Origin of the sequence: Paraburkholderia sp. MM5477-R1 (assembly GCF_050436385.1) — a bacterium.
GTDB lineage: Bacteria > Pseudomonadota > Gammaproteobacteria > Burkholderiales > Burkholderiaceae > Paraburkholderia > Paraburkholderia tuberum.
Genome location: NZ_JBNDMC010000006.1, coordinates 1,397,478 through 1,416,776 on the forward strand (window position 1 = coordinate 1,397,478; position 19,299 = coordinate 1,416,776).

The 19,299-nt window shown below is 58.4% G+C and carries 18 protein-coding genes and 5 pseudogenes; 6 read left to right on the forward strand and 17 right to left on the reverse strand.

What is annotated here, in order from left to right; translation table 11 throughout:
• Positions 1 to 150: 150 nt before the first annotated feature.
• Positions 151 to 416 (forward strand): annotated as a pseudogene (locus OKW35_RS24800) (transposase); the annotation flags it as partial.
• Positions 417 to 620: 204 nt separating this feature from the next.
• On the opposite strand, the gene nodU reads toward OKW35_RS24800, so the two are convergent.
• The 3 genes from nodU to OKW35_RS24815 form a co-directional block, all read right to left on the reverse strand.
• Complete coding sequence (nodU, locus tag OKW35_RS24805; protein ID WP_429553388.1) at positions 621 to 2,342, reverse strand: nodulation protein NodU; 1,722 nt, start codon at positions 2,340 to 2,342, stop codon at positions 621 to 623.
• A gap of 13 nt (positions 2,343 to 2,355) precedes the next feature.
• Positions 2,356 to 2,985 (reverse strand): nodulation methyltransferase NodS, encoded by a 630-nt coding sequence (nodS, locus tag OKW35_RS24810; RefSeq protein WP_429355306.1) that lies wholly within the window; start codon positions 2,983 to 2,985, stop codon positions 2,356 to 2,358.
• Positions 2,986 to 3,177: 192 nt separating this feature from the next.
• Entirely contained in the window at positions 3,178 to 5,190 is a 2,013-nt protein-coding gene (locus tag OKW35_RS24815) for a carbamoyltransferase family protein (RefSeq protein WP_429553389.1), read from the reverse strand.
• Positions 5,191 to 5,350: 160 nt separating this feature from the next.
• Between OKW35_RS24815 and OKW35_RS24820 the strand changes: the two genes are divergently transcribed.
• On the forward strand, positions 5,351 to 5,611 hold the full coding sequence (locus OKW35_RS24820) for a hypothetical protein (RefSeq protein WP_429553390.1): 261 nt from the start codon (positions 5,351 to 5,353) through the stop codon (positions 5,609 to 5,611).
• Positions 5,612 to 5,706: 95 nt separating this feature from the next.
• Entirely contained in the window at positions 5,707 to 6,654 is a 948-nt protein-coding gene (locus tag OKW35_RS24825) for a LysR family transcriptional regulator (protein ID WP_429553391.1), read from the forward strand.
• 58 nt (positions 6,655 to 6,712) lie between these two features.
• Here the strand turns inward: OKW35_RS24825 and OKW35_RS24830 are convergent.
• From OKW35_RS24830 to OKW35_RS24885, 12 genes and pseudogenes are all read right to left on the reverse strand, one after another.
• Positions 6,713 to 6,861: pseudogene (locus OKW35_RS24830) on the reverse strand (IS3-like element ISBvi4 family transposase); the annotation flags it as partial.
• Positions 6,862 to 7,091: 230 nt separating this feature from the next.
• Positions 7,092 to 7,577, reverse strand: coding sequence for a hypothetical protein (locus OKW35_RS24835; protein WP_184063013.1), 486 nt, complete (start codon positions 7,575 to 7,577; stop codon positions 7,092 to 7,094).
• A gap of 172 nt (positions 7,578 to 7,749) precedes the next feature.
• Positions 7,750 to 8,232, reverse strand: a pseudogene (locus tag OKW35_RS24840) (electron transfer flavoprotein subunit alpha/FixB family protein); the annotation flags it as partial.
• Positions 8,229 to 8,585 (reverse strand): nitrogenase-stabilizing/protective protein NifW, encoded by a 357-nt coding sequence (nifW, locus tag OKW35_RS24845; protein WP_260321329.1) that lies wholly within the window; start codon positions 8,583 to 8,585, stop codon positions 8,229 to 8,231. The pseudogene OKW35_RS24840 and the gene nifW, both read right to left, overlap by 4 nt.
• A gap of 42 nt (positions 8,586 to 8,627) precedes the next feature.
• The gene (nifV, locus tag OKW35_RS24850) at positions 8,628 to 9,764 is read right to left on the reverse strand and encodes a homocitrate synthase (protein WP_429553392.1); all 1,137 of its coding nucleotides are present in this window, start codon (positions 9,762 to 9,764) and stop codon (positions 8,628 to 8,630) included.
• A 103-nt stretch (positions 9,765 to 9,867) separates the two neighbouring features.
• Complete coding sequence (locus OKW35_RS24855; RefSeq protein ID WP_429553842.1) at positions 9,868 to 10,314, reverse strand: hypothetical protein; 447 nt, start codon at positions 10,312 to 10,314, stop codon at positions 9,868 to 9,870.
• A 300-nt stretch (positions 10,315 to 10,614) separates the two neighbouring features.
• The gene (locus OKW35_RS24860) at positions 10,615 to 11,478 is read right to left on the reverse strand and encodes a glycosyltransferase family 2 protein (protein ID WP_429553843.1); all 864 of its coding nucleotides are present in this window, start codon (positions 11,476 to 11,478) and stop codon (positions 10,615 to 10,617) included.
• A gap of 55 nt (positions 11,479 to 11,533) precedes the next feature.
• Complete coding sequence (locus tag OKW35_RS24865; protein WP_429553393.1) at positions 11,534 to 11,845, reverse strand: glycosyltransferase; 312 nt, start codon at positions 11,843 to 11,845, stop codon at positions 11,534 to 11,536.
• On the reverse strand, positions 11,823 to 12,515 hold the full coding sequence (nodB, locus tag OKW35_RS24870) for a chitooligosaccharide deacetylase NodB (RefSeq protein WP_429553394.1): 693 nt from the start codon (positions 12,513 to 12,515) through the stop codon (positions 11,823 to 11,825). The genes OKW35_RS24865 and nodB overlap by 23 nt, the downstream gene beginning before the upstream one ends.
• Entirely contained in the window at positions 12,512 to 13,105 is a 594-nt protein-coding gene (locus tag OKW35_RS24875) for a NodA family N-acyltransferase (RefSeq protein ID WP_429553395.1), read from the reverse strand. Before OKW35_RS24875 ends, nodB begins: the two co-directional genes overlap by 4 nt.
• Before the next feature lie 35 nt (positions 13,106 to 13,140).
• Entirely contained in the window at positions 13,141 to 13,788 is a 648-nt protein-coding gene (locus OKW35_RS24880) for a hypothetical protein (protein ID WP_429553396.1), read from the reverse strand.
• 116 nt (positions 13,789 to 13,904) lie between these two features.
• A complete protein-coding gene (locus OKW35_RS24885; protein WP_429553397.1) occupies positions 13,905 to 14,147 on the reverse strand; it encodes a hypothetical protein in 243 nt (80 codons plus the stop codon).
• 226 nt (positions 14,148 to 14,373) lie between these two features.
• Between OKW35_RS24885 and OKW35_RS24890 the strand changes: the two are divergent.
• From OKW35_RS24890 to nifA, 3 genes and pseudogenes are all read left to right on the forward strand, one after another.
• A pseudogene (locus tag OKW35_RS24890) lies at positions 14,374 to 14,571 on the forward strand (reverse transcriptase domain-containing protein); the annotation flags it as partial.
• 5 nt (positions 14,572 to 14,576) lie between these two features.
• Positions 14,577 to 14,906 (forward strand): annotated as a pseudogene (locus OKW35_RS24895) (transposase); the annotation flags it as partial.
• A gap of 509 nt (positions 14,907 to 15,415) precedes the next feature.
• The gene (gene nifA, locus OKW35_RS24900; RefSeq protein ID WP_429553398.1) at positions 15,416 to 17,251 is read left to right on the forward strand and encodes a nif-specific transcriptional activator NifA; all 1,836 of its coding nucleotides are present in this window, start codon (positions 15,416 to 15,418) and stop codon (positions 17,249 to 17,251) included.
• 441 nt (positions 17,252 to 17,692) lie between these two features.
• On the opposite strand, the gene OKW35_RS24905 is transcribed toward nifA, so the two are convergent.
• Positions 17,693 to 17,992 carry a ferredoxin family protein gene (locus OKW35_RS24905; RefSeq protein ID WP_429553399.1) on the reverse strand — a complete coding sequence of 100 codons (300 nt, stop codon included), beginning with the start codon at positions 17,990 to 17,992 and terminating at the stop codon, positions 17,693 to 17,695.
• On the reverse strand, positions 17,989 to 19,299 hold the full coding sequence (locus tag OKW35_RS24910; RefSeq protein ID WP_429553400.1) for an FAD-dependent oxidoreductase: 1,311 nt from the start codon (positions 19,297 to 19,299) through the stop codon (positions 17,989 to 17,991). Before OKW35_RS24910 ends, OKW35_RS24905 begins: the two co-directional genes overlap by 4 nt.

Genomic DNA, 19,299 nt, shown 5'->3' on the forward strand with positions numbered 1-19,299 from the left:
ATGACGATCGCTTTTCTTCCCAATGGCATTCTGACCAGCACTATGCTTGGTTTGACATTACCTCGGGCCGCCTGAGTGAATCATACGAGGAATTGAGACGCTGAACACTTTGAACATACGCAAACCTTGCGGTGCGTCAATTGTCCACGCGTGTTGCGGCAGTGGTGCGCCAACGTCATGCGCTCGAAGGTCGAGCCGATGAAGGAAGTGGCGCGAATGATTCGCCAGCACTTCGATGGCATCGTCGCCTGGACTCAGACCCGCCAGACCAACGGCTTCATCGAGGCCATCAAGGCTTGTTTCAAGCTGCCAAGCGCAAGGTTCGCGGTTACACGCGCTTCACGACGATGCGCACCGTCCTCTTTCTCATCGCTGGCAAGCTCGATTTCTTTAGCTTCAACCCGGATGCCTCGTAAGCCCCGTTACCCACTGCATTTTGAAAAGAGCCAAAATTTCCGAGGATGGCATCGAGGTCCCGCGGGTCGATGAGCAACCTCCGCACGGGATAAGTGCTTGCGAAAATCGAGCCAAGGGAGGCCGGCTGATCGTCTTCGGACCGTAGCGATAGAGCGAGCTGCCGGGACAATTGACCGCGTCGTACTGACCACTGAGCTGCAACGTCAGCAATCTTCGAACGGCGACGTAGCGAAAAGTGTTTCGTCGACCGACGGCGACAGACCAGTCCTGGTCAGTAACAAACCATCGCACCACACACGTTCGACGCGTCCCCACGCACAGGCTGAAGCAGCGTCCGGGAAGAAACCTCGTCCGTGATAGTTGGCGCTCGTGTTGCAGAGCAACGGAATACCCGTCAGCTTTTCGTATTCGACCAGAAGTTGCGCCACCGCATGCTCGGAAGTTCTTGAAATGGTCTGCAATCGGGCAGATCCGTCGAGATGCACGACGGCAGGGATTTTTTCTCGCCATTCCGCGCGCGTCTGATGATCGAACAACATATAGGGATCAGGGCTCCCCGGGCTAAAAATGGTCGGCGCACGATCCTCAAGGCATATTGGCGCCACGGGACGGAAGTGCTCTCGAAACTTGATGTCGTTGAGATGATCCTTCATTGTGGGCGAAGTCGCGGCGGCCAGAATGCTTCTGCCCCCCAATGCTCGTGGTCCGAGCTCGGCCCGGCCGGCAAGGAAAATGACGGGCTCGCTACTGGCGAGTATGCTGGCGAGTTCTGCAATGGAGCAAGTAGACGCCGTCCATCCGGGCGGTACTTGGCAACCTTTTAAGGCCGGTCCGCTGTATACCGACCACTCCAGCGGCACGAAGCCCTTCTCGGCTGCCAGCGCGCAACAAGCGGCGCCAATCGCAGACCCGCTATCGTTGGGAAACGGCGGCACCCAGATTGCGTCGAACAAACCGCTCGCGCGCAGGGCGCTGTTCCATTTGATATTGAGTCCGCATCCGCCGGCAATGCACAGATTTTTCGGCCCCGCAATCGAATGGCGCTGCAGCGCGATACCCATTTCATGAACGAGAAGACGCTCGAGGAATACATGGAACGAGGCGAGTACGTCTTCGGGCGGCTTGGCTTCCAGTCGCAGCGCGCTTGCTTCGAAGAACTCTCCTACAGCCGCTAGTGACGCGTCCGCGCTGTGGATGTTCTCGCGATAGGCTTGCGCACACTCCGTGTCGCCAGCAAAGCGTGCCTGATAAAGCTCGCGAAATACCTCAACGATATCTTCGTCAACGGAGCCCAGCGCGATGTAAGCCATCAGCTTGCCGGCCACACCCAGATCCCACCGGGCGCCGCCCGGCTTCTTATAAGGACCAAAGTGATGACCCGCCGCAGCGTAGATGTGACCTATCACGGGGAACAGGCAGTCAACATGGCGGGCGTGGTGGCGTTCTACATGATAGAGGCGTGGGACGATGCCACCATCCCACACCAAACAGAATGCAGGTTGCCCGCTTTGGACAAAGGGACTGGTGCAGTACGCGGAGGCCACATGGCCTGACACGTGAGGATAGCTTTTATAAGGAAAGGACTGGCCGCCGACAAGCAGTCCGGAGCCGTCGAGCGAAGCGAGAAGATCATCGGCTCGGCGTTCGGCGTAAGGAGCCCCTTTCAGGCTGACGGGAATCGACCCACTGAGGACGCGAAACTGCGACTCGACTACTCCGTCCCAGCCGTCGATGACAAACTGGTCGATATCGTGCGCATCGAAACCATGCTCGGCCAATGCGGTCGCGATCGCGTCGAGGTCGTCGATCGCCTGATATCGCGGATTGTTGTCTCGCTTTTCCTGCTCCACGCAAAAAACCAGTTTTCCATCCTCGACAAGGGCGATCGCTCCGTCGTGCGTCAATTTGATCCCACAGATGCGCATAATGTCTCCCGGCCTAACGCTGGTAAGTTGGTCCACACGAAGGCGAAGCCGCGTTTCGAAAACAGGCGAGCAGACAGTCTTCATTCAACGACTGACCGACGCACCTCAAACGATCGATTTCAACCAGCTCTTCTTCCAGGATGGCTATGACCGTCTCGGCTCCGGCAATGTGGCCCCACCGCCGGCAATTGGCGTCATGTGCCGATCCGAAAACCAGCTGTCCGCCGGGCGCAAGCATCCGTGCTAAATTGCGGACAGCCGCGCGCACCTCGGCGCTGCCGTCGAGGTAATAGAGAACCTCCGCCACCACGACCAGATCGAACTGTTGCTCAGTCGAAAAATGCTGGACATCGGAGACGATCCAATTGATGTGTGGTGGGTCCATCATCCGTTCGCGTGTCCTGGCAATTGCGTGTGGCACGATATCGATCACGGTGAGCCGTTGGCAGTGCGGTGCCAATTTTTCCGTGAAGGCTCCGCCTGCGCATCCGACTTCGAGCGCATTTGTGACGGATCCCTGCGAAAGTGCCATCCGAAGCATTTGCCTGTGGCGCTCGTGCTCAAAGGGATTGCTATCGAGCCGCCATGGATCGTCTGCGTCCAATTCCCGACGCAGCAATTCGAAGTTCGTTTGATGTGTCAATTCCGCCTACCTTTATGGTGCGCCGCTGCATGTGTCCGGACCTTGGGCCGGGACTGGTGCTCCGTTGGACACCGGCGTGTTGGTACAAGAACTGCACGGCGGCCAAACGCTATTGTTTAACGTTCTAGAAAAATAGCTCGCGAGCGCTGTTACCTAGCTTCAGACCTTCAGCAACTCATTGGAGGCGCGTCGTTACCGTGACAACGCCCGTGAGGGATGTAGCCGAACCCGACGCTGTTCCCACAATCCGCGCAGCTCCTCGACGAGGGCTTCCCGTTGAGTCTGCTCAGGCGTAATTGAATCGAGAAGATGTCCGAGCACGGCTTCGCCTTCGATCCGAATCAGCAGATCGAACAACTCATGTGAAATACGCACACTGTCATAGTTGGAGCCGCCGGTGCGAATTTCGCACACCGTCTCCTGACGATCCCGCGCTGTGTGAGCGCGGACCCGATAGAGCGATGCATAGGGCGGCAGTGAAACCGCGAGCGCAGTCCAATGTTCCTGCGTTGCGAGCCGCTTTTTGACGAGGAACGGCCCGACCACAAGTCCATCCAGCTCTGTCGTCAGAAATGTGGCAATTGCGTCTGCAACCGAATCTACGATCGGCTCAGCGTTGTTATTAAAGGAAGTATTGAGCAGAATTGGGATTCCTGTCCGCTTCTTGAACGCATTAATAACCTCCCAGTAGGCGGGATTGGTCTTGCGCGATACTGTTTGCAGCCGCGCTGTACCGTCAATGTGCGTGATGGCGCCGAGCAAGGCACGCTTGGAGTCGCGCACGCGAACTACAAAATTCATAAAAGGGAATTCGCGGGTGCCCTCTGGGAGGTCAAAAAATTCGCGCGCATCGTCCTCGAGCACTGATGGCGCGAACGGTCGGTAACCCTCACGCTTTTTGACCATGGCGTTGATCCGGTCCTTGTTTGCCACCGGCCTGGGATCGGCAAGAATGCTGCGGTTGCCAAGCGCGCGTGGCCCGAACTCCGAACGACCCTGCACCCAGCCGATCACGGCGCCATTGGCCATCCAGTCCGCTGCTCTGCCTGCCACGTCATCACTGCGTTCAACGTCGAGGTGTCCGGACCACGCATTCAATTCTTGCTCCACAACCAGATCGCTCCCAATATCGGGCCCCCAATAAACGTCCTGCAATCGCTCACGCGGCGGGGGCCGACCGAAGTCGTTTGACATCATAAGGGCAGCGCCTAATGCGCAACCGGCGTCATGCGCTGCGGGCTGCACGAAGATGTCTTCGAAAAGTCCCGAATACAGCAGCTTACCGTTCATGGTGCAGTTATGAGCTACTCCTCCGGCTATACACAGCCGCTTCATACCGGTGACCTCGCGATGATGGCGGAGAATGTGAAACACGATCCGCTCCAGCGCTTCCTGCAATGAAGCACCCACATCTCGATGCTGCTGTGTGAATGGCATTCCCTTTCGCCGGACCTGGATGCTGCGGAGCAACGTCGGACCGATGCGGTCCAGGTAGACGCGGTACTCACCGTTGGCGGACAGTTGATAGAATTGCTCGAAGAGCCCGCGATAGGGAGCGGGATCCCCATAAGGTGCAAGCCCCATGACCTTGTATTCGTCGAACAAGCCGTAACCGAGATACCGGATTGTTTCGAGATAAAACAGCCCTAGAGAATTATTCTCTGCGAAAGTCGCAAGTTGCGTAATTTCGGTTCCAGATCCGAGCGCCAGGAGCCCCGAGAGGAAATCACCGCCGCCATCGACCGCGAGGATCAGACTTTGCTCGAATCCAGACATCGCAAACGCGCTCACGGCATGCGCCAGATGGTGACTCACGAATGAGACTCGCGAAGGATCGACCTCGGTACCGAATTCCCGCATTAGTAAGTTACGCAGAAACAGCTTGGCATCCACCGGAATGGAGATGTTCGGCTGGGACAGGAACAGGCGTTCGAGCATAACGTTGCAATAGGCCTCGGTAGCGTAAAACGCGATGTGGTCGATATCGCTGAGCTGAATCCCTGCGGATGCGAGGCAGTATTGAATTGAACTGCTCGGGAACTTGTTAGAGTGCTTGATCCGGTTGAGGCGCTCCTCTTCGACGGCCGCTATTACGCGTCCGTCCCGGACAAGCACCGCAGCGCCGTCGTGCAGAAATGTGTTCGGCAGTTCGAGTGAATTTTCATGAACTTTGTCTAGCCCGCCGCTCACTCCTAAGCACAGCATGTTTCTCTCCTTCATCGTGGTAGGAAGGCCCTACTGGCAAGACTCGAACCCCTACCACATAAGTAAGGTAGGGTATCGCTCGCCGCTGCGAACACCGGCCAGAGGTCACCAGCCCAAAGAATCTCGCGTAGGGTCCGTCTGCAAAATGGCGCCGCAATTCATGAAAATTCTGTACCGTTTGGTCCAGGGGGCGCGTTTCTTGGCTCTGAAGGATGGCGCGACCAGAAAGCTGAAGCGCTGGAACCCCGAGGAAATCCCCAATCGTTGCCAAACATGCGGCGGCGGGTTCGCGAGGAGGCTCCCGATGCAAGTGATTGATCGTCAACTGCTGCAACGTCATTTCCTCGGCGTCGCTCAGTTCCACGACACACTTCATCCACTATCCCGGCACCACGAAGGCGCCAGCAGGTTGCGAAATTGAAATGGATCTACCAGGAACACTATCCTCCATGCCGTACAATTCGTAAAATCGATTGTTTTGATGGAAGACATCTACATTATGGATAACTTGGAATCATGCGTTTCAAGGGCCTCGATCTAAATCTCCTCGTCGCGCTCGATGCTCTGATGACCGAGCGTAATCTCACCGCGGCGGCACGCAGCATCAACCTGAGCCAGCCGGCCATGAGTGCGGCCGTCGCCCGGCTACGCGCCTATTTTTGCGATGAACTATTTACGATGAGGGGCCGGGAATTTGTCCCAACACCGCGTGCGGAAGGGCTCGCTGCTCCAGTCCGGGAGGCTCTGGTGCACATCCAGCTCTCCGTTATTTCGCAGGACGTGTTCAACCCAGCCAAATCGGATCGCCGCTTCAGGATCATTCTTTCCGATTTCATGACAGTCGTATTTTTTCGAAAGATCGTGGAGCGTATTGCACGGGAAGCTCCCGCCGTCAGTTTCGAATTGCTGCCACTTGCCGATGACCCCGATGAGGTTCTCCGGCGCGGCGAAGCCGATTTTCTTATCTTGCCGGAATTTTTCATGTCGAGCGCGCACCCTAAAGCGAAGCTGTTCGAGGAGACGCTCGTGTGCGTAGGCTGCCGCACGAACCAGCAGCTATCAGGGCAGCTCACATTCGAGAGATATATGTCGATGGGGCACGTTGTGGTCAAGTTCGGGCGTGCGCGGCAGCCCTCCATCGAGGAATGGTTTTTGCTTCAGCACGGTCTCAAGAGACGGGACGAGGTCATCGTGCCGAGCTTTAGCATGATCCCGCCTATGCTATTAAACACTGACCGTATAGGGACGATGCCCTTAAGGCTGGTCAAGTATTTCGAAAAAGCGATGCCTCTGCGGATCGTCGAACTTCCGCTGCCACGTCCCGCATTCACCGAGGCCGTCCAATGGTCTGCCCTTCACAACAGTGATCCGGCAAGCAATTGGATGCTGGAGATAATATTGCAGGAGGCGTCACGCATGATTCCTCCGCCTAAGACCACGCGAAGACCAATTCAGCCAAGTTAGGAAATGGGATCTTTCAGCAAGGTTTTTGCGGCATGGATTTGTGGGGTTTCGAGGGTTTCGTGGCGATATAACGTGTATCGGCACACCAGGCCTCATTCGGCGCGGTGACGGCAAACGCCTGATCGAGCAGGTTCGGCGCGACCGGCAAGGCGTGTGTCAATCTGGTTGTTGCCTTGATTTGCGTTTCCGGTTGCAACGCAACCCCTGCTTGCGACGCGGTCTCTTTATCGGATGTACGCCGAATTGTCGGCACCGCTGGGCTACCGGTTTCCACGGCTCGCTGAAAAACGTCCACGGCATGGCGTGCGCGCCCGCGCGAAGTGTGCGGCGAGCGTCGGCTTTGACTAGTGAAACGATCGCCATGAACTGCAATGGAGTTCTGCCATAGCCAAGCCGGGGACATATTGTCGATCTGTCAGTTGATCTTCCGGCGGCGATTATCGGGATCCGGACTGTGCGAGCAAGGCTTCCACGACGTCCAAGCCTATGCAATCGATCGGGTCCAGCCTGCGCAGCTTGGCGATCAGCTTCAGTGCAACGGCGCGCTCACCGCGCCGCACGCTGATGAACGCGAGCGCCTTCAGTGTGAAGAGCCAGAAGCGGCCCGGACCAGGAATGGTGAAGTCGGTGTCGCCCGGCTGTACCGCACACCAGTCGCTGTCGAGCGACGCCTGCCGGGCGGCGACCGCCAAAGCCTTGGTCGCGACCTCCTGCGCCTCGCCAAGTTCACCCCGGTTCGCATGGAACTTATACAGCAGATAGTAGGGTGGCAGGCAGCGCGGGTACGACAGGACCGCAGTCCACAACGCGGCGGCCACATCGTCATTGCTGCCGCCGCGGGTTCTCTCGATCAGCTGTAGCACGGGGGAGGGAACGTTGCCGCCGAAGAGATCGGTCGATTCGATACCAGTAATGAGATTCATCAATTTGCTCCGATATGGTGAGTGGTGAGGCGTCCGGCCGCTTTTGCGGCGCTCGGAAGCCGATGTGACGATGGATGTGTTTGTCTACGCGAACCTGAACTGGATGCGATGCTCGCTGCGCGGACACGCCCATTCGAGGTTGTGATGGTCGGTGCACAGAATGCGGCAACTACGGGTCAATGTTCAGCTCAGTGCAGTCGGCGGTGAGGCCGGTCAAGAGCGTCGTTGCGACAGATCCGGCGAGATCCCGGGCCATCGAGGTTGCACCGAGCAGCAGAATCTCGGAGCGGTACTTGTTGACCGGGTCGGTCAGCCCCTTCGTGAACGGTTCGTTGCGATAGCCGAGCGACACAGGGTCGTGAATCACATACGCTTTGTCCGCGCCGAAACTGAACGCCTCACTGGCAAACTGCTCAAGCGGCTCGTCGGTACCGCCGAGCACGGCCACAGCGACACGACTGCCGAGTTTGTCGGCGGGCTTGCGCGCCTCACCGAGCAGCTCCCACGACACGCTATGCATGTGGCCGCGGTCGTGCTCGAGAAAGACCCAGACGCCCTGGTAGGCTTTCAGATCTTTGGGCAGATTGAGGTTACGGCCGGCGGCCCGTTTGACCGGCGCGGCCGGCTTCTTTTCCGAGGCAGCGGGCGAGTTCAAGGGGCTCTCTTCATCAACAGGTCCGCCTCCAATGTAGGATGGCGAGCGAATATCTTGTGCACGAGTTTCAGCGACACGTCGCGCAGGCTGGACGCTTTGAAGACCTTTTGCTCCGCGGGCGTGGATACAGCGAAGTCGTTGTAGGCCTTCTGCAGTAAGCATCGATAGACGGCGAGCACGGCCGTCGCGTTGTTACGCGGCAGTTCTTTCTGTTGCTCGATATTCTGAAAGAAGCGCTTGAGGATGTGCAGGCGGCTCACGTTCACCACCTTATCGCCGAATGCGATGTCGAAGAATCGCAGGAAATCCTCGGCCGGCGACAGGTGACGCAGTTGTTCGATAACTTCTTGCATGTCGTTACTTCTATTGGACAAGTTTGGCCGCCATCACCACACTCACGACACCTTCACCCGCGTGCTGTGGACTTGGGTCAGGAAGCGGCGCAGATCGCTTGCATTCGGCGCCTGCTTGTACTGCGTGACGAAAGAGCGGATGCGCGCAAGCAGGAGCGGGATGAGCCGCTCCGACACCGTCACGCCTAGAGCGTCGTAGGCCTCACGCACACTTTGAGATCCAGAATGTTTCCCGAGTATCGTCGACCGTTGCCGGCCGAGCTCTGCCGGATCGAATCCCTCGTAGGTCGTGGGGTGCTTCGCGAGGCCGTCGGTGTGAATGCCCGACTCGTGAGTAAAGATGCTCCTACCGATGATGCTCTTGTTGAAGGAAACTGCGCGGCCTGAGGCTTGTTCGACCAGCGACGAAATGTCGGGCAGCGCTCTGGTGTCGACGCCAGTGTCTCGTCGCAGCAGGTGCCGCGCGCCCATCACGACTTCTTCCAGCGCTGCATTGCCGGCGCGCTCACCCAACCCGTTGACGGTGGTGCTCGCATGGGTCGCGCCGGCCCCAAGGGCGGCCAGTGTGTTGGCTGTGGCGAGCCCGAGGTCGTCGTGCGCATGGATTTCGATCTCCAGATCGACGGCGACGCGCAGCGCTGCAATGGCGTAGAAGGTCTTAAAGGGGTCCAGGATACCGACAGTGTCGGCAAAGCGCACGCGCTGGGCCCCGTGCTGCTGCGCGCATTGAGCCACTTCTATGAGAAATGAGGGATCCGCGCGCGAGGCGTCTTCCATGCCGAGGGAAATCTTGGGATGGTTTTTCGCTGCCTCGTCGACGACGCGTGCGATCTGCGCCAGTACCCAACTGCGCGACTGCCGCAGCTTGTGTTGCAAATGAATATCCGAAACGGGAACCGAGAGATGAACGATATCGGCATCGCAGCGCAATGCCGCGGTGAGATCCTCGTCCGTGAGGCGCCCCCAAACCATCAGGCGGGCGTCGAGGTTCAGGTCGACGATTGCAGCGATGCACGCCATTTCGTCTTCGCCCATGGCAGGAATTCCGATTTCGAGTTCGGCCACGCCGGCTTGCGACAGTGCGGCGGCGATTGCGCATTTTTCTTCGGTGCGAAACGCGACGCCGGCGGTCTGCTCGCCGTCACGAAGTGTCGTGTCATTGATGATCGGATTGAGCATGTCAGGTCTCTTGAGTTGTCGGCGATGGATCGCAAGCGTTGTGCCAAGCGAGCATCTACAGTCGGAGCACAATTTGCGGGATGTTGACCGGCACAATGTCGGGTTATGGCGGTGCATCGTCCGATTGTTCGTGTCGCGAATGTTCCGTTCCGGACAATGCGGCCGCGCTGGAGGTGGCTCGATCGGTTCCATCCGCTAGCGGACAGAATGTCGAACTGATGTCGGTGGCGTCCCGCGGCGTTTTCGGAATTTCCGGTAGCTCGGCATCCCGATACGCGTCGCCACAAGCGGGTCTGGCAATGCCAGCTTCTCGTTCGATGCCCGCAAGACCCGCCGCGATCAGGGCCGCAAAAGCGAGATACGGATTCAGATCCGCACCGCCAATGCGGCACTCCACGCGGACGGCGTCCGAGCCTTCGCCGTAAAGGCGGAAACCGACCGTCCGATTGTCTTGGCTCCACGCGACCTTGGTCGGCGCGAACGTACCGATCTGGAATCCCTTGTAGGAGTTGATGTGGAACGCCAGAAAGAGGTGATGTCCTTCGACTATTTCAGCAGGCCCCCAAGGTAATGGTGCATCAGATTGAGACGTTTATATGTGGATGCGGTACGAACGCTTTGCCGCGCGGCAACGTTTCTCAGGGGAATCTTCCTGTCCGTGCAAAATCTGGCGGTGGGCGAGTGCCGAGCTGCTTGCGGTAAGGCTCAGTAGCTCCCAGTTTTCACGGAGTCGACGGATGCACAAATCGTTAGTCGGTAAGGGATTTTAGAAACCAACTGCTAGATTCTCAACGGAAAGTACGATCGTCTCATAGCATCTAAGATAAGTGGCGTGCACGATCACTCGTCGCTACAAACGCCGTCGTATGCCACCACCAACGTCGAAGAACCGCGCGTAGGATCCGCTGTGCGAAGCGCCATCGCAATACCGCAAATTCTGTAGCGTTCGGTCCCGCCTTCGGGTTTCCGGTGGCGGCCTGTTTCCACCCCCGTGTCGTACGTTGGCAGCAGCGCTCCGTGACAGCCAATCACTATTGCTCAATGTATACAGCGCATAGGCTTTCAGGGGGAGCAAGAGAAAGAGGTTAATGGGTGTGTGAAGAGAAAAGCCAAGAAATCGAATCTGGCGAGCGCGAACCGATGCCACGCTACAGCGGATCATGGTCAATGATGCGATTATCAGGGCAGTCCACCACGGCACTGTCGCTGTCAATGCGAGCTGCGCGAGCCCCGCTAGAAGCGATAAGGCGAGAAATAGCGAGCCCAGATTCAGTCCGATGACGTCCAGCGTAAGGTAGCGATCGAGCAGGCGCAGAGAAAGCAACGTGTCCCGATAAGTACTGCGCGCCCAGCGCAGTTGTTGGCGCAGATACGCCCCCAGTCTGTCCGGAACGACTGTCGCCGCAATGGCGTCCGGAACGTACTCGGTCCGATAACCTGCCGTCAGCATGAGAATCGTTAGATGACGGTCCTCGCCGAAGTCGCTCGGTTTCCCGCGAAAAAGTTGCGTCTCGTACTGATCGAGCAGCAAAAGGAGCTCGGACCGGCGGTACATGGCACACGGACCGCAGCAGCACGTAACGGCACCGAAGCGAGCCTGTGCCGCGCGCTCTTCGTTGCAAGCCAGCCAGTACTCCATATCGATCAACCCGGTGTCGCTCCGGTTGCTGGCGGTCAACTGACCCATGGCCGCGCCGATCGCTGGATTTTGCATTTTCAATGCAAGCTTCGTGACCACGTCTCAGCCGATTATCGTGTCCGAGTCGACGTTAAGCACCAAATCTCCAAACGAGCGGCGTATCGAGATTCGCAGAACCATCATCAACCACATAGACCCGCAGTTTTCCGGCGTCGTCCTGGTTTGCAATGGACTCCAGGCATGCCGAAAGCGTGCGCGGGTCCTCGTTGAAGCAGGGAACGATGACATCCACGCCCGGCAGAGTGTTGGAGTCGATCAGGCCGTCCGACAGCGATGACACGTTTGTCGGCTCAGCATAAAGCGCCTGCGTGCTTTTATAGACAGTCGAGAGCAGCGCATAAAGCGAGACAGCGACAGTGCTAGTTGCGCCAAGCATGTTCATAGGGTGTCTGGTTTGTCCGGTTAGGTTGAGGAAGCGATCGAATTGCAAACCCCCGGGCATGCAATGCTGGAATCATGAGGGAAAGCGCCATGAGGGTCTGCTCGCGCCGACCAGCGTGAGTGCATCGTCCCAACTCATCGGGAGGGCATCCGTCGTGCAAGAGCACAATTGCACCCGGCCGGACAGAGGCCAGCACTGCGCTGACAATCGCGTCCACGCCGGGACGAGACCAGTCTCGCGGGTCTACCGACCAGTGGAGGGGCGCCAGACCAGCGCTCGCTGACGTAGTGAGCACTGCTTCGGTCCACAAGCCGTACGGGGCACGCATATACCGCAGCGAAGCATGGGGGCTCGCCATCCTGATGACCCTGCTTGCCGTTAGTATTTCCTGTTGTACTTCGGTGGGTTCGCATCTGGACAGGTCCGGATGAGTCATCGTGTGGTTTGCGACCTCGTGCCCTTCTGCGATCATCCGTCGGATCAGCTTCGGCTGGTCCGCTGCGTACGCACCGATGACGCAGAAAGTCGCTGGCACCCGGTGTTCCGCCAGCACATCGAGGACGTCTGGTGTGCAAAGTGGATTAGGGCCGTCGTCAAACGTCAAATAAACGCTGCGACGTCCGGTGGTGTCAGCGCACTCGCTGCGCGCTTCGGATAAGCAGTGCCTCACAGCTCTGGCCCGTTCCGATCAATTATCGTTCCGGTCGGCCAATCGCTCATTGACCGTCCAATCGGTAAGACGACAATGAGTACGTCCTCGATGCGCGTGGGCGGCGTGTCGAGATGCACTTCTCGAAGGGTCGACCTCACGCGAACTCCAGACACAATAGTCGCCAGACCGGGTCGGCCGAGCAGCCTTGCAATGTGTTGCCGCAACGCGTGTCGAACCGTGCCGAAGCCGAATGGAACGCCAAGTTCCTGCAATACGGGATACATCACGCGCATTAATTGAGGGATTCCGAGTCCCTCAAGATCCGGACGTACCGCGTACAATCCTAGTTCGGCCACTAGTAGATCGACTGCGCCAACCTTGATGAAACGACGCAGTGCGCCGATATGAGCCGCTACGCCGCGCGCGTCGTAGCCGATTGCACGGAACTCTGGCCGCGCACCAGCCCAACTGTGATTGCCTTCGAATGGTTTTGCATTAAACGCCCCGGTCGGTCCGTAGGTCTTTCGGAAGAACTCGGACAGTTCGATGTGGTCGGCGAGTCGCAACTCATTTTCCCAAACCAGCCTCCACCGCAGCTGAGAGCGCATGGAGAGAGGTCCTCTATCTGTGGACACGGCCAAATTCACGACTGCCTCCTATGCGCCGTCCGGCCTTTGAGGGTGGACCTGACGGACGCGAAGGACTTGCTGAGAAAGCGGTTCGATTTCAAGAAATCATCCGCACTCTGGAACAGTTCTGGGATGAAGCCCGAAGAAAAGAGCATTTCCGTCAACGCTTCACGGACCGATCGAACCTCATCCACGATGGAGATTACATCGAGTGCGCGTGCCTTTCGCACCAGATCTACCAAAGACTTCCCCCGCATCTTCCGCACGATCTGACCGCAATTGACACGAGATCCATTTGGCCGGGTCGCTGAGGCATTTGGCACCTGCAATTGGCTGCTCCCGATTCGTCGCGAAGCCAAGGCGAAGTCGAGGGTTGCCTCAACTGTACGAAGGTAAGCGGCCGATATAGAAAGGGTTTGGAGAACTATGCGAAGTTTTGCCGGTAGTAAGCGCCTACGCGACCTGCCAGACGCTTGTCGCGTCGTGTCGGCGCGATCCAGCTTGCCCATGCCGCCGAAGACCGTGGCCGCATTGGACATGTGCCTTGGTTGATGGTCGGTGTACACCTGAGGATTTTTCTCGGCGTCAGGGCAAAGACCAACAACCATCTTGATATGCCCAAATTCTATTTCTCCGGCCCGACGTTTTGCTACAGTATTCATGAGAGCGTCCACGAGAAACTGACTTAAAATTTGGTGCCGTGTCCGCCGAGAAAGTTCAGCGAGTTCGGGATCTGCGATTTCCTTCGTTCAGGTGATGAAGCGTCGCTAGTGGTGCTTCATGTGCCCACCGTTATGGCCGCCCATCGGGCCGGACACGCCGCTGTTGCGCCATGCGTGAGCCAGTCACAGATCGACTGCCCGCTCACGCCGAGTTGCTCGGCGGTGAGCTTGCGCTTGATCCTGTGTCCGAGCAGCGAAAGGGCCGCCGCTCGCGTGCGCGTGTCCCGATGCATGTGATTGATCGACAACTGCTGCAACGTCATTTCCTCGGCTTCGCTCAGTTCTACGACACACTTCATCCGCTACCCCGGCACGACGAAGGCGCCAGCAGGTTTGAAATGGATTTACCAGGAACACTATCCTCCATGCCGTACATTTCGTAAAATCGATTGTTTTGATGGAACGCATCCACACTATGGATAAGTTGGGATCATGCGTTTCAAGGGCCTCGATCTAAATCTGTTCGTCGTGCTCGATGCTCTGATGACCGAGCGTAATCTCACCGCGGCGGCACGCAGCAAGGCCCATCTCAACGTCGTTCGCTACGCCGATGACTTTATTGTGACCGGTATGTCGAAAGAAGTGCTCGAATTCGAGGTGCTTCCGGCGGTCAGGCAGTTTATGGCCGCTCAAGGTCTGGAGCGCTCGGAAGAGAAGACCCGGATCACGAACATTGCAGACGGTTTCGATTTCCTCGGCCAGAACGTGCGCAAGTACGACGGCTACTGGCCCCCAGCGCCTGCCCGCGTTGCCCGCTCAAGGAACGATGTCACCCAGCGACTACCGGCGCATTCGACGATGGGAACATGAGCATATAGTTGAGGCCATGCAGCGTCGGCTAGAGCGCAAGCCTGACGCAATGACCATCCGCAGAAGCACTGTCGAACATGTCTTCGGCACGCTGAAGCACTGGATTGGGGGCCACACACTTCCAGACCCGAACGCTCGGACGGTTCAGCACCGAAATGAGTCTACAGGTGTTGGCCTACAACCTGAAGCGCGTCGTGAAGATACTTGGGGTTGCCAAAACAATAGAGGTAGTGAGGATGGCTGGCACCTGGAGCCCGGAGGGGCTTTTTTTGCACTTGAAACGTTACGCTAACGCAGCCATGACTTACCAAACCAGATTGATCGGACCGATAGGCTCGGATCTGACGATCTGAAAACAGTTTCCATACGTCCTCGGCCAGTTCAAGACGGACATTTTGTCGCCCGACACGGAAGCGCTTCTTGTGCCAAATATCCCGCTGCGCCGGGCGGGCACGCCCGAAGCGGTCGCAAAGATAGATCATCTTCGTCCTATGCTCGGATGCGGCGAGTTATCTCACGGTCACCGAGGCAGCAATCAATGATGGACGACACCTGTAATCGGCTGCACCTGGAGTAGACAAATCGCAGTTGATTTGAGCGACATCAATGGAACTCGAGTTCCTAACGGAATCCACGCAGCGAGATCGCAAAAGCAGAAAATAAGTACATCAAGGCACTACAGTTTCACCGTCCTTCCATGAAAGGGCATTATCTTTTGAAGTCAGCCCGTGAAATTGGGCGCTAGATCGAGGATGATATGCAACACAATGCCCGCAAATCCGAACAAGGTGACGGGGAGCACGGTCCCAACAACGGGGACGTCGTCATGCTGCATATCGCTTCCGTACGCGAAAGGCCTGGCTCAAAGTCCGAGACGGACCACGCGGTCCCTATTGTGCAGTGGCACGAGAGCGTGCTTACCGGCATCTTCGAAATATCGAAGGTACTGACCGCCCCCTACCGGCTCGAAGTCACGTTGGCCAACGTCATCGATCTCCTGCAATCGTTTGTTCAGATGCGGCTCGGTATCGTCTCTCTCTTCGACGATGATGGCGTACCGGACATTACCGTTGGCGCGGACTGGAGCGAAGGCAGCGATGAGCACTACCGGACGCGCCTGCCGCAGAAGGCAATTGACCAGATCATGGCGACGGACAGGCCGCTCGTCGCCGAGAACATAGCGGTGCATTCGGGCTTCAGTGCCGCCGACATGGGCGTGCTCGGTGCCTCCGACAACATGCGAGTGTCGTTCATTGGCGTCCCTATTCGCATCGACGCGAAAGTCATAGGCACGCTGACCATCGACCGTATCCTGGACTATGGGTCGAACTTCCGGCTCGATTACGACGTGCGGCTGCTTACCATGGTCGCCAACCTGGTGGGGCAGACGGTGAAGCTGCATCGCTTTTTCAAGAGCGACCGCGAGCGACTGATGGCGGGGAAGGACGGGCTGCAAAAGCCATTGTCCGAGCTCAAGCACCCTGCAGGGGAGCGTAAGAAGTTTCAGATCGAGGGGATCATTGGCGACAGCCCGGCGCTGCGCAAGCTGCTCGCGAAGATCGCGGTGGTAGCCGAATCGAACAGCACAGTTCTGTTGCGCGGCGAATCCGGTACCGGGAAGGAGCTGGTCGCCAAGGCCGTTCACGAGCTGTCGCCGCGCGCCAAGCGGCCCTTCATCAAGCTCAATTGCGCGGCGCTCCATGAGACGGTGCTGGAATCCGAATTGTTCGGTCATGAGAAGGGTGCCTTTACCAGCGCCTTCAATTCGCGCAAGGGGCGCTTCGAGCTCGCCGACAAGGGGACGCTGTTTCTGGACGAGATCGGCGAGATCTCGGCCTCGTTCCAGGCAAAGCTGCTGCGCGTCCTGCAGGAGCAAGAATTCGAGCGCGTCGGCAGCAACCAGACCATTAAGGTCGATGTTCGCGTGATTGCCGCCACGAATAAAAACCTGGAAGAGGCGGTGGCAAGGAACGAGTTCCGCGCCGACCTTTATTATCGCCTCTGCGTGGTTCCCTTGCTGTTGCCGCCGTTGCGTGAAAGGCGCAGTGATATTCCGCTCCTCGCCGTTGAGTTTCTCGAGAATTTCAACAGCGAGAACGGCCGTACGCTGACCTTCGATGCGAGCGCGATTGAAGTATTGATGAACTGCGGTTTTCCCGGCAATGTCCGCGAGCTCGAGAATTGCGTGCAGCGGAGCGCGACCTTGGCGCCGGGACCAGCGATCGTGAGAAACGACTTTGCCTGCTGCCACGGCCAGTGCCTGTCCGCGATGCTGTGGAAGAGCCGATCGGACGAAATCGCGCTGCAGCCCGGGCGAATCGTACCAGTGCCCGTGAAGCCGGCTACGCCGGGGGCCCAGGCTGTTACGTCGGGCGCAGTTGCGGTCCAGCCTGTCGGCAGCGAGCGGGCTCCGTTAGCGGCTGGCGGCGCAGTCCTCGGAAGTGATGCGAAGATGACCAACCGCGAGCGTCTCATCGCCGCCATGGAAAGATCCGGCTGGGTGCAGGCAAAGGCGGCGCGGCTGCTTGGACTGACGCCGCGCCAGATTGGCTACGCGCTGAGGAAATACGGTGTCGAGATCAAGCGTCTCTGAAAGGACTGTCGGACTTGCGGCGTGTCGGGGCCGCGACATCGCGACTGAGGCGAATGGCTCGGAGAAGTCAAATCTGAATTTGGCGCGGACCTTGGCACGATCACGATCGGAAGCGGTCCGTATCTCGACTAAGGTGGTGCGAACGCGGCGCTGTCATCGCCGGTTCGTTGGCCATGTCGCGCTCAGCGCACGGTGTGTCTGCCTCAGACGGCGGGCCGTTTGCAGCAGACGCTGCAGCAACGCTTCCACTACGGGCCGAGGCAGCCCGAAAACGTGATCGCGACGGTATCGGCGCCTGGCGTTTCTGCTGTTCCGCCCAGAAGACCTTCAGCAGCGCGGCCGAGCCCTTGCCGCCCGCGCAGGCGCCCCGCGGATGCGGCGGCGGCCGGTTCTCGGTGCAAGCAAACACATGTCGTTCTGGTCTGGCAATGACGATGTTCCTCAACCGAACTTGAACAGGATGCCGTGACCACCGCGCGGGTAGTCCCACTCGATATTCTGGTGGTCGGTACAGAGGATGCGGCAACTGCCGCATTCGAGGCAGCCGTCCGTGATCAGCGTCACCGCGCCGTTGCCTTCGGCCTTGTAGCACGAGGCCGGGCAGACAAAGGTGCAACTCTTCGCGCTGCATTCGCTCTGGCAGACGTCGGCATTCTTGATGTGGACGTGCGGCCGACCTGCATCGACGCGGTAACGGTTCTGGAACAGCTTTTCCTCTACGTTGACGGGTAGGGTGCTCATCGGAAGGCCCTCAGGAGTTTGTAGGCGTCACTCACGATGCCGGAAAGCGAACGGGCTGTGCGGAAGCTCGAAAAAATCTCGCGCTCCTTGCTTTTCTTGTCCTTACCGTCGACCGTGATCATCGTGCGCGCGGCGCGCGCCATGAGGTCGGGGTAGGTCGTGAAGAACTGCGGATTCTGGTGCAGCACGGCCGGCATGTCGCGGTACTTGTGCAGGTCTTTCATCACGAAGCTCTGATCGAGCGCGGCCTTGTAGGCCTTGAGCGTGCCGGCGCGGTAGCCGTGGCCCGCGGCTTTCGCGTGGATCACCGTTTCGGCGGCGAGGCGTCCCGTGGTCATCGCAAGATTCGATCCTTCTCGGTGCGCGGCGTTCACGAAACCGCCTGAATCGCCAACGATCATCCAGCCGTTGCCGTAGACCTGCGGGATTGCGTGAAAACCGCCTTCGGGAATCAGATGCGCGCAATACTCCTTCATCTCGCCGCCCGCAATCAGCGGTGCGATCGACGGGTGCTGCTTCATCTTTTCGAGGAGCACGTAGGGGCTCGTGCGGTTGGGGTTTTTCTTGAAGTCGCTCAGCATGCAGCCCACGCCTATGGTGAGCGATTCCTTGTTGGTATAGAGGAAGCCAGTGCCCATCATGCCGTCGGTGATCCTGCCGACCATCTCGATCACGACGCCGTCGTCCTCGCCGACGTTGAAGCGCTGGCGGATCGTCTCCTCTGGCATGAAGAGAATCTCCTTGACGGCGAGCGCAACGTTGCCGGCCCCGATCTCTCCATGAAAGCCCGCCTTGCGCGCGAGCGTCGAATTCACGCCGTCGGCGAGCACCACCACGTCGGCATAGACATCGCCGTGCTCGCGGTCGCACTGCACGCCGACCACCAGGTCGCCGTCCATAATCAGTTCCTTCACCGTGGTCTCGCAGAGCAGCAGTGCGCCGGCTTCGCGCACTTTCGATGAAAACCACTTGTCGAACTGCGCGCGGATGATCGTGTAGCGGTTGTAGGGCGGCTTGTTGTAATCCTCGCTGCGCACATGTGTACCGACAAACGACGTATCGTCGAGCATCCACATCCGCTGCTCGATGACGTGGCGCTCCAGCGGCGCATCGTCGCGGAAGTCCGGGATGATCTCTTCGAGCGCCTTCGCGTACAGGATCGCACCCTGAACGTTTTTGCTGCCCGGATATTCGCCGCGCTCGATCTGCAGCACTTCCAGACCTGCCTTGGCCATCGTGTAAGCGGCAGCGTTGCCGGACGGACCGGCGCCGACCACAATCACATCGAACTGTGAAGGTTTTCTCAT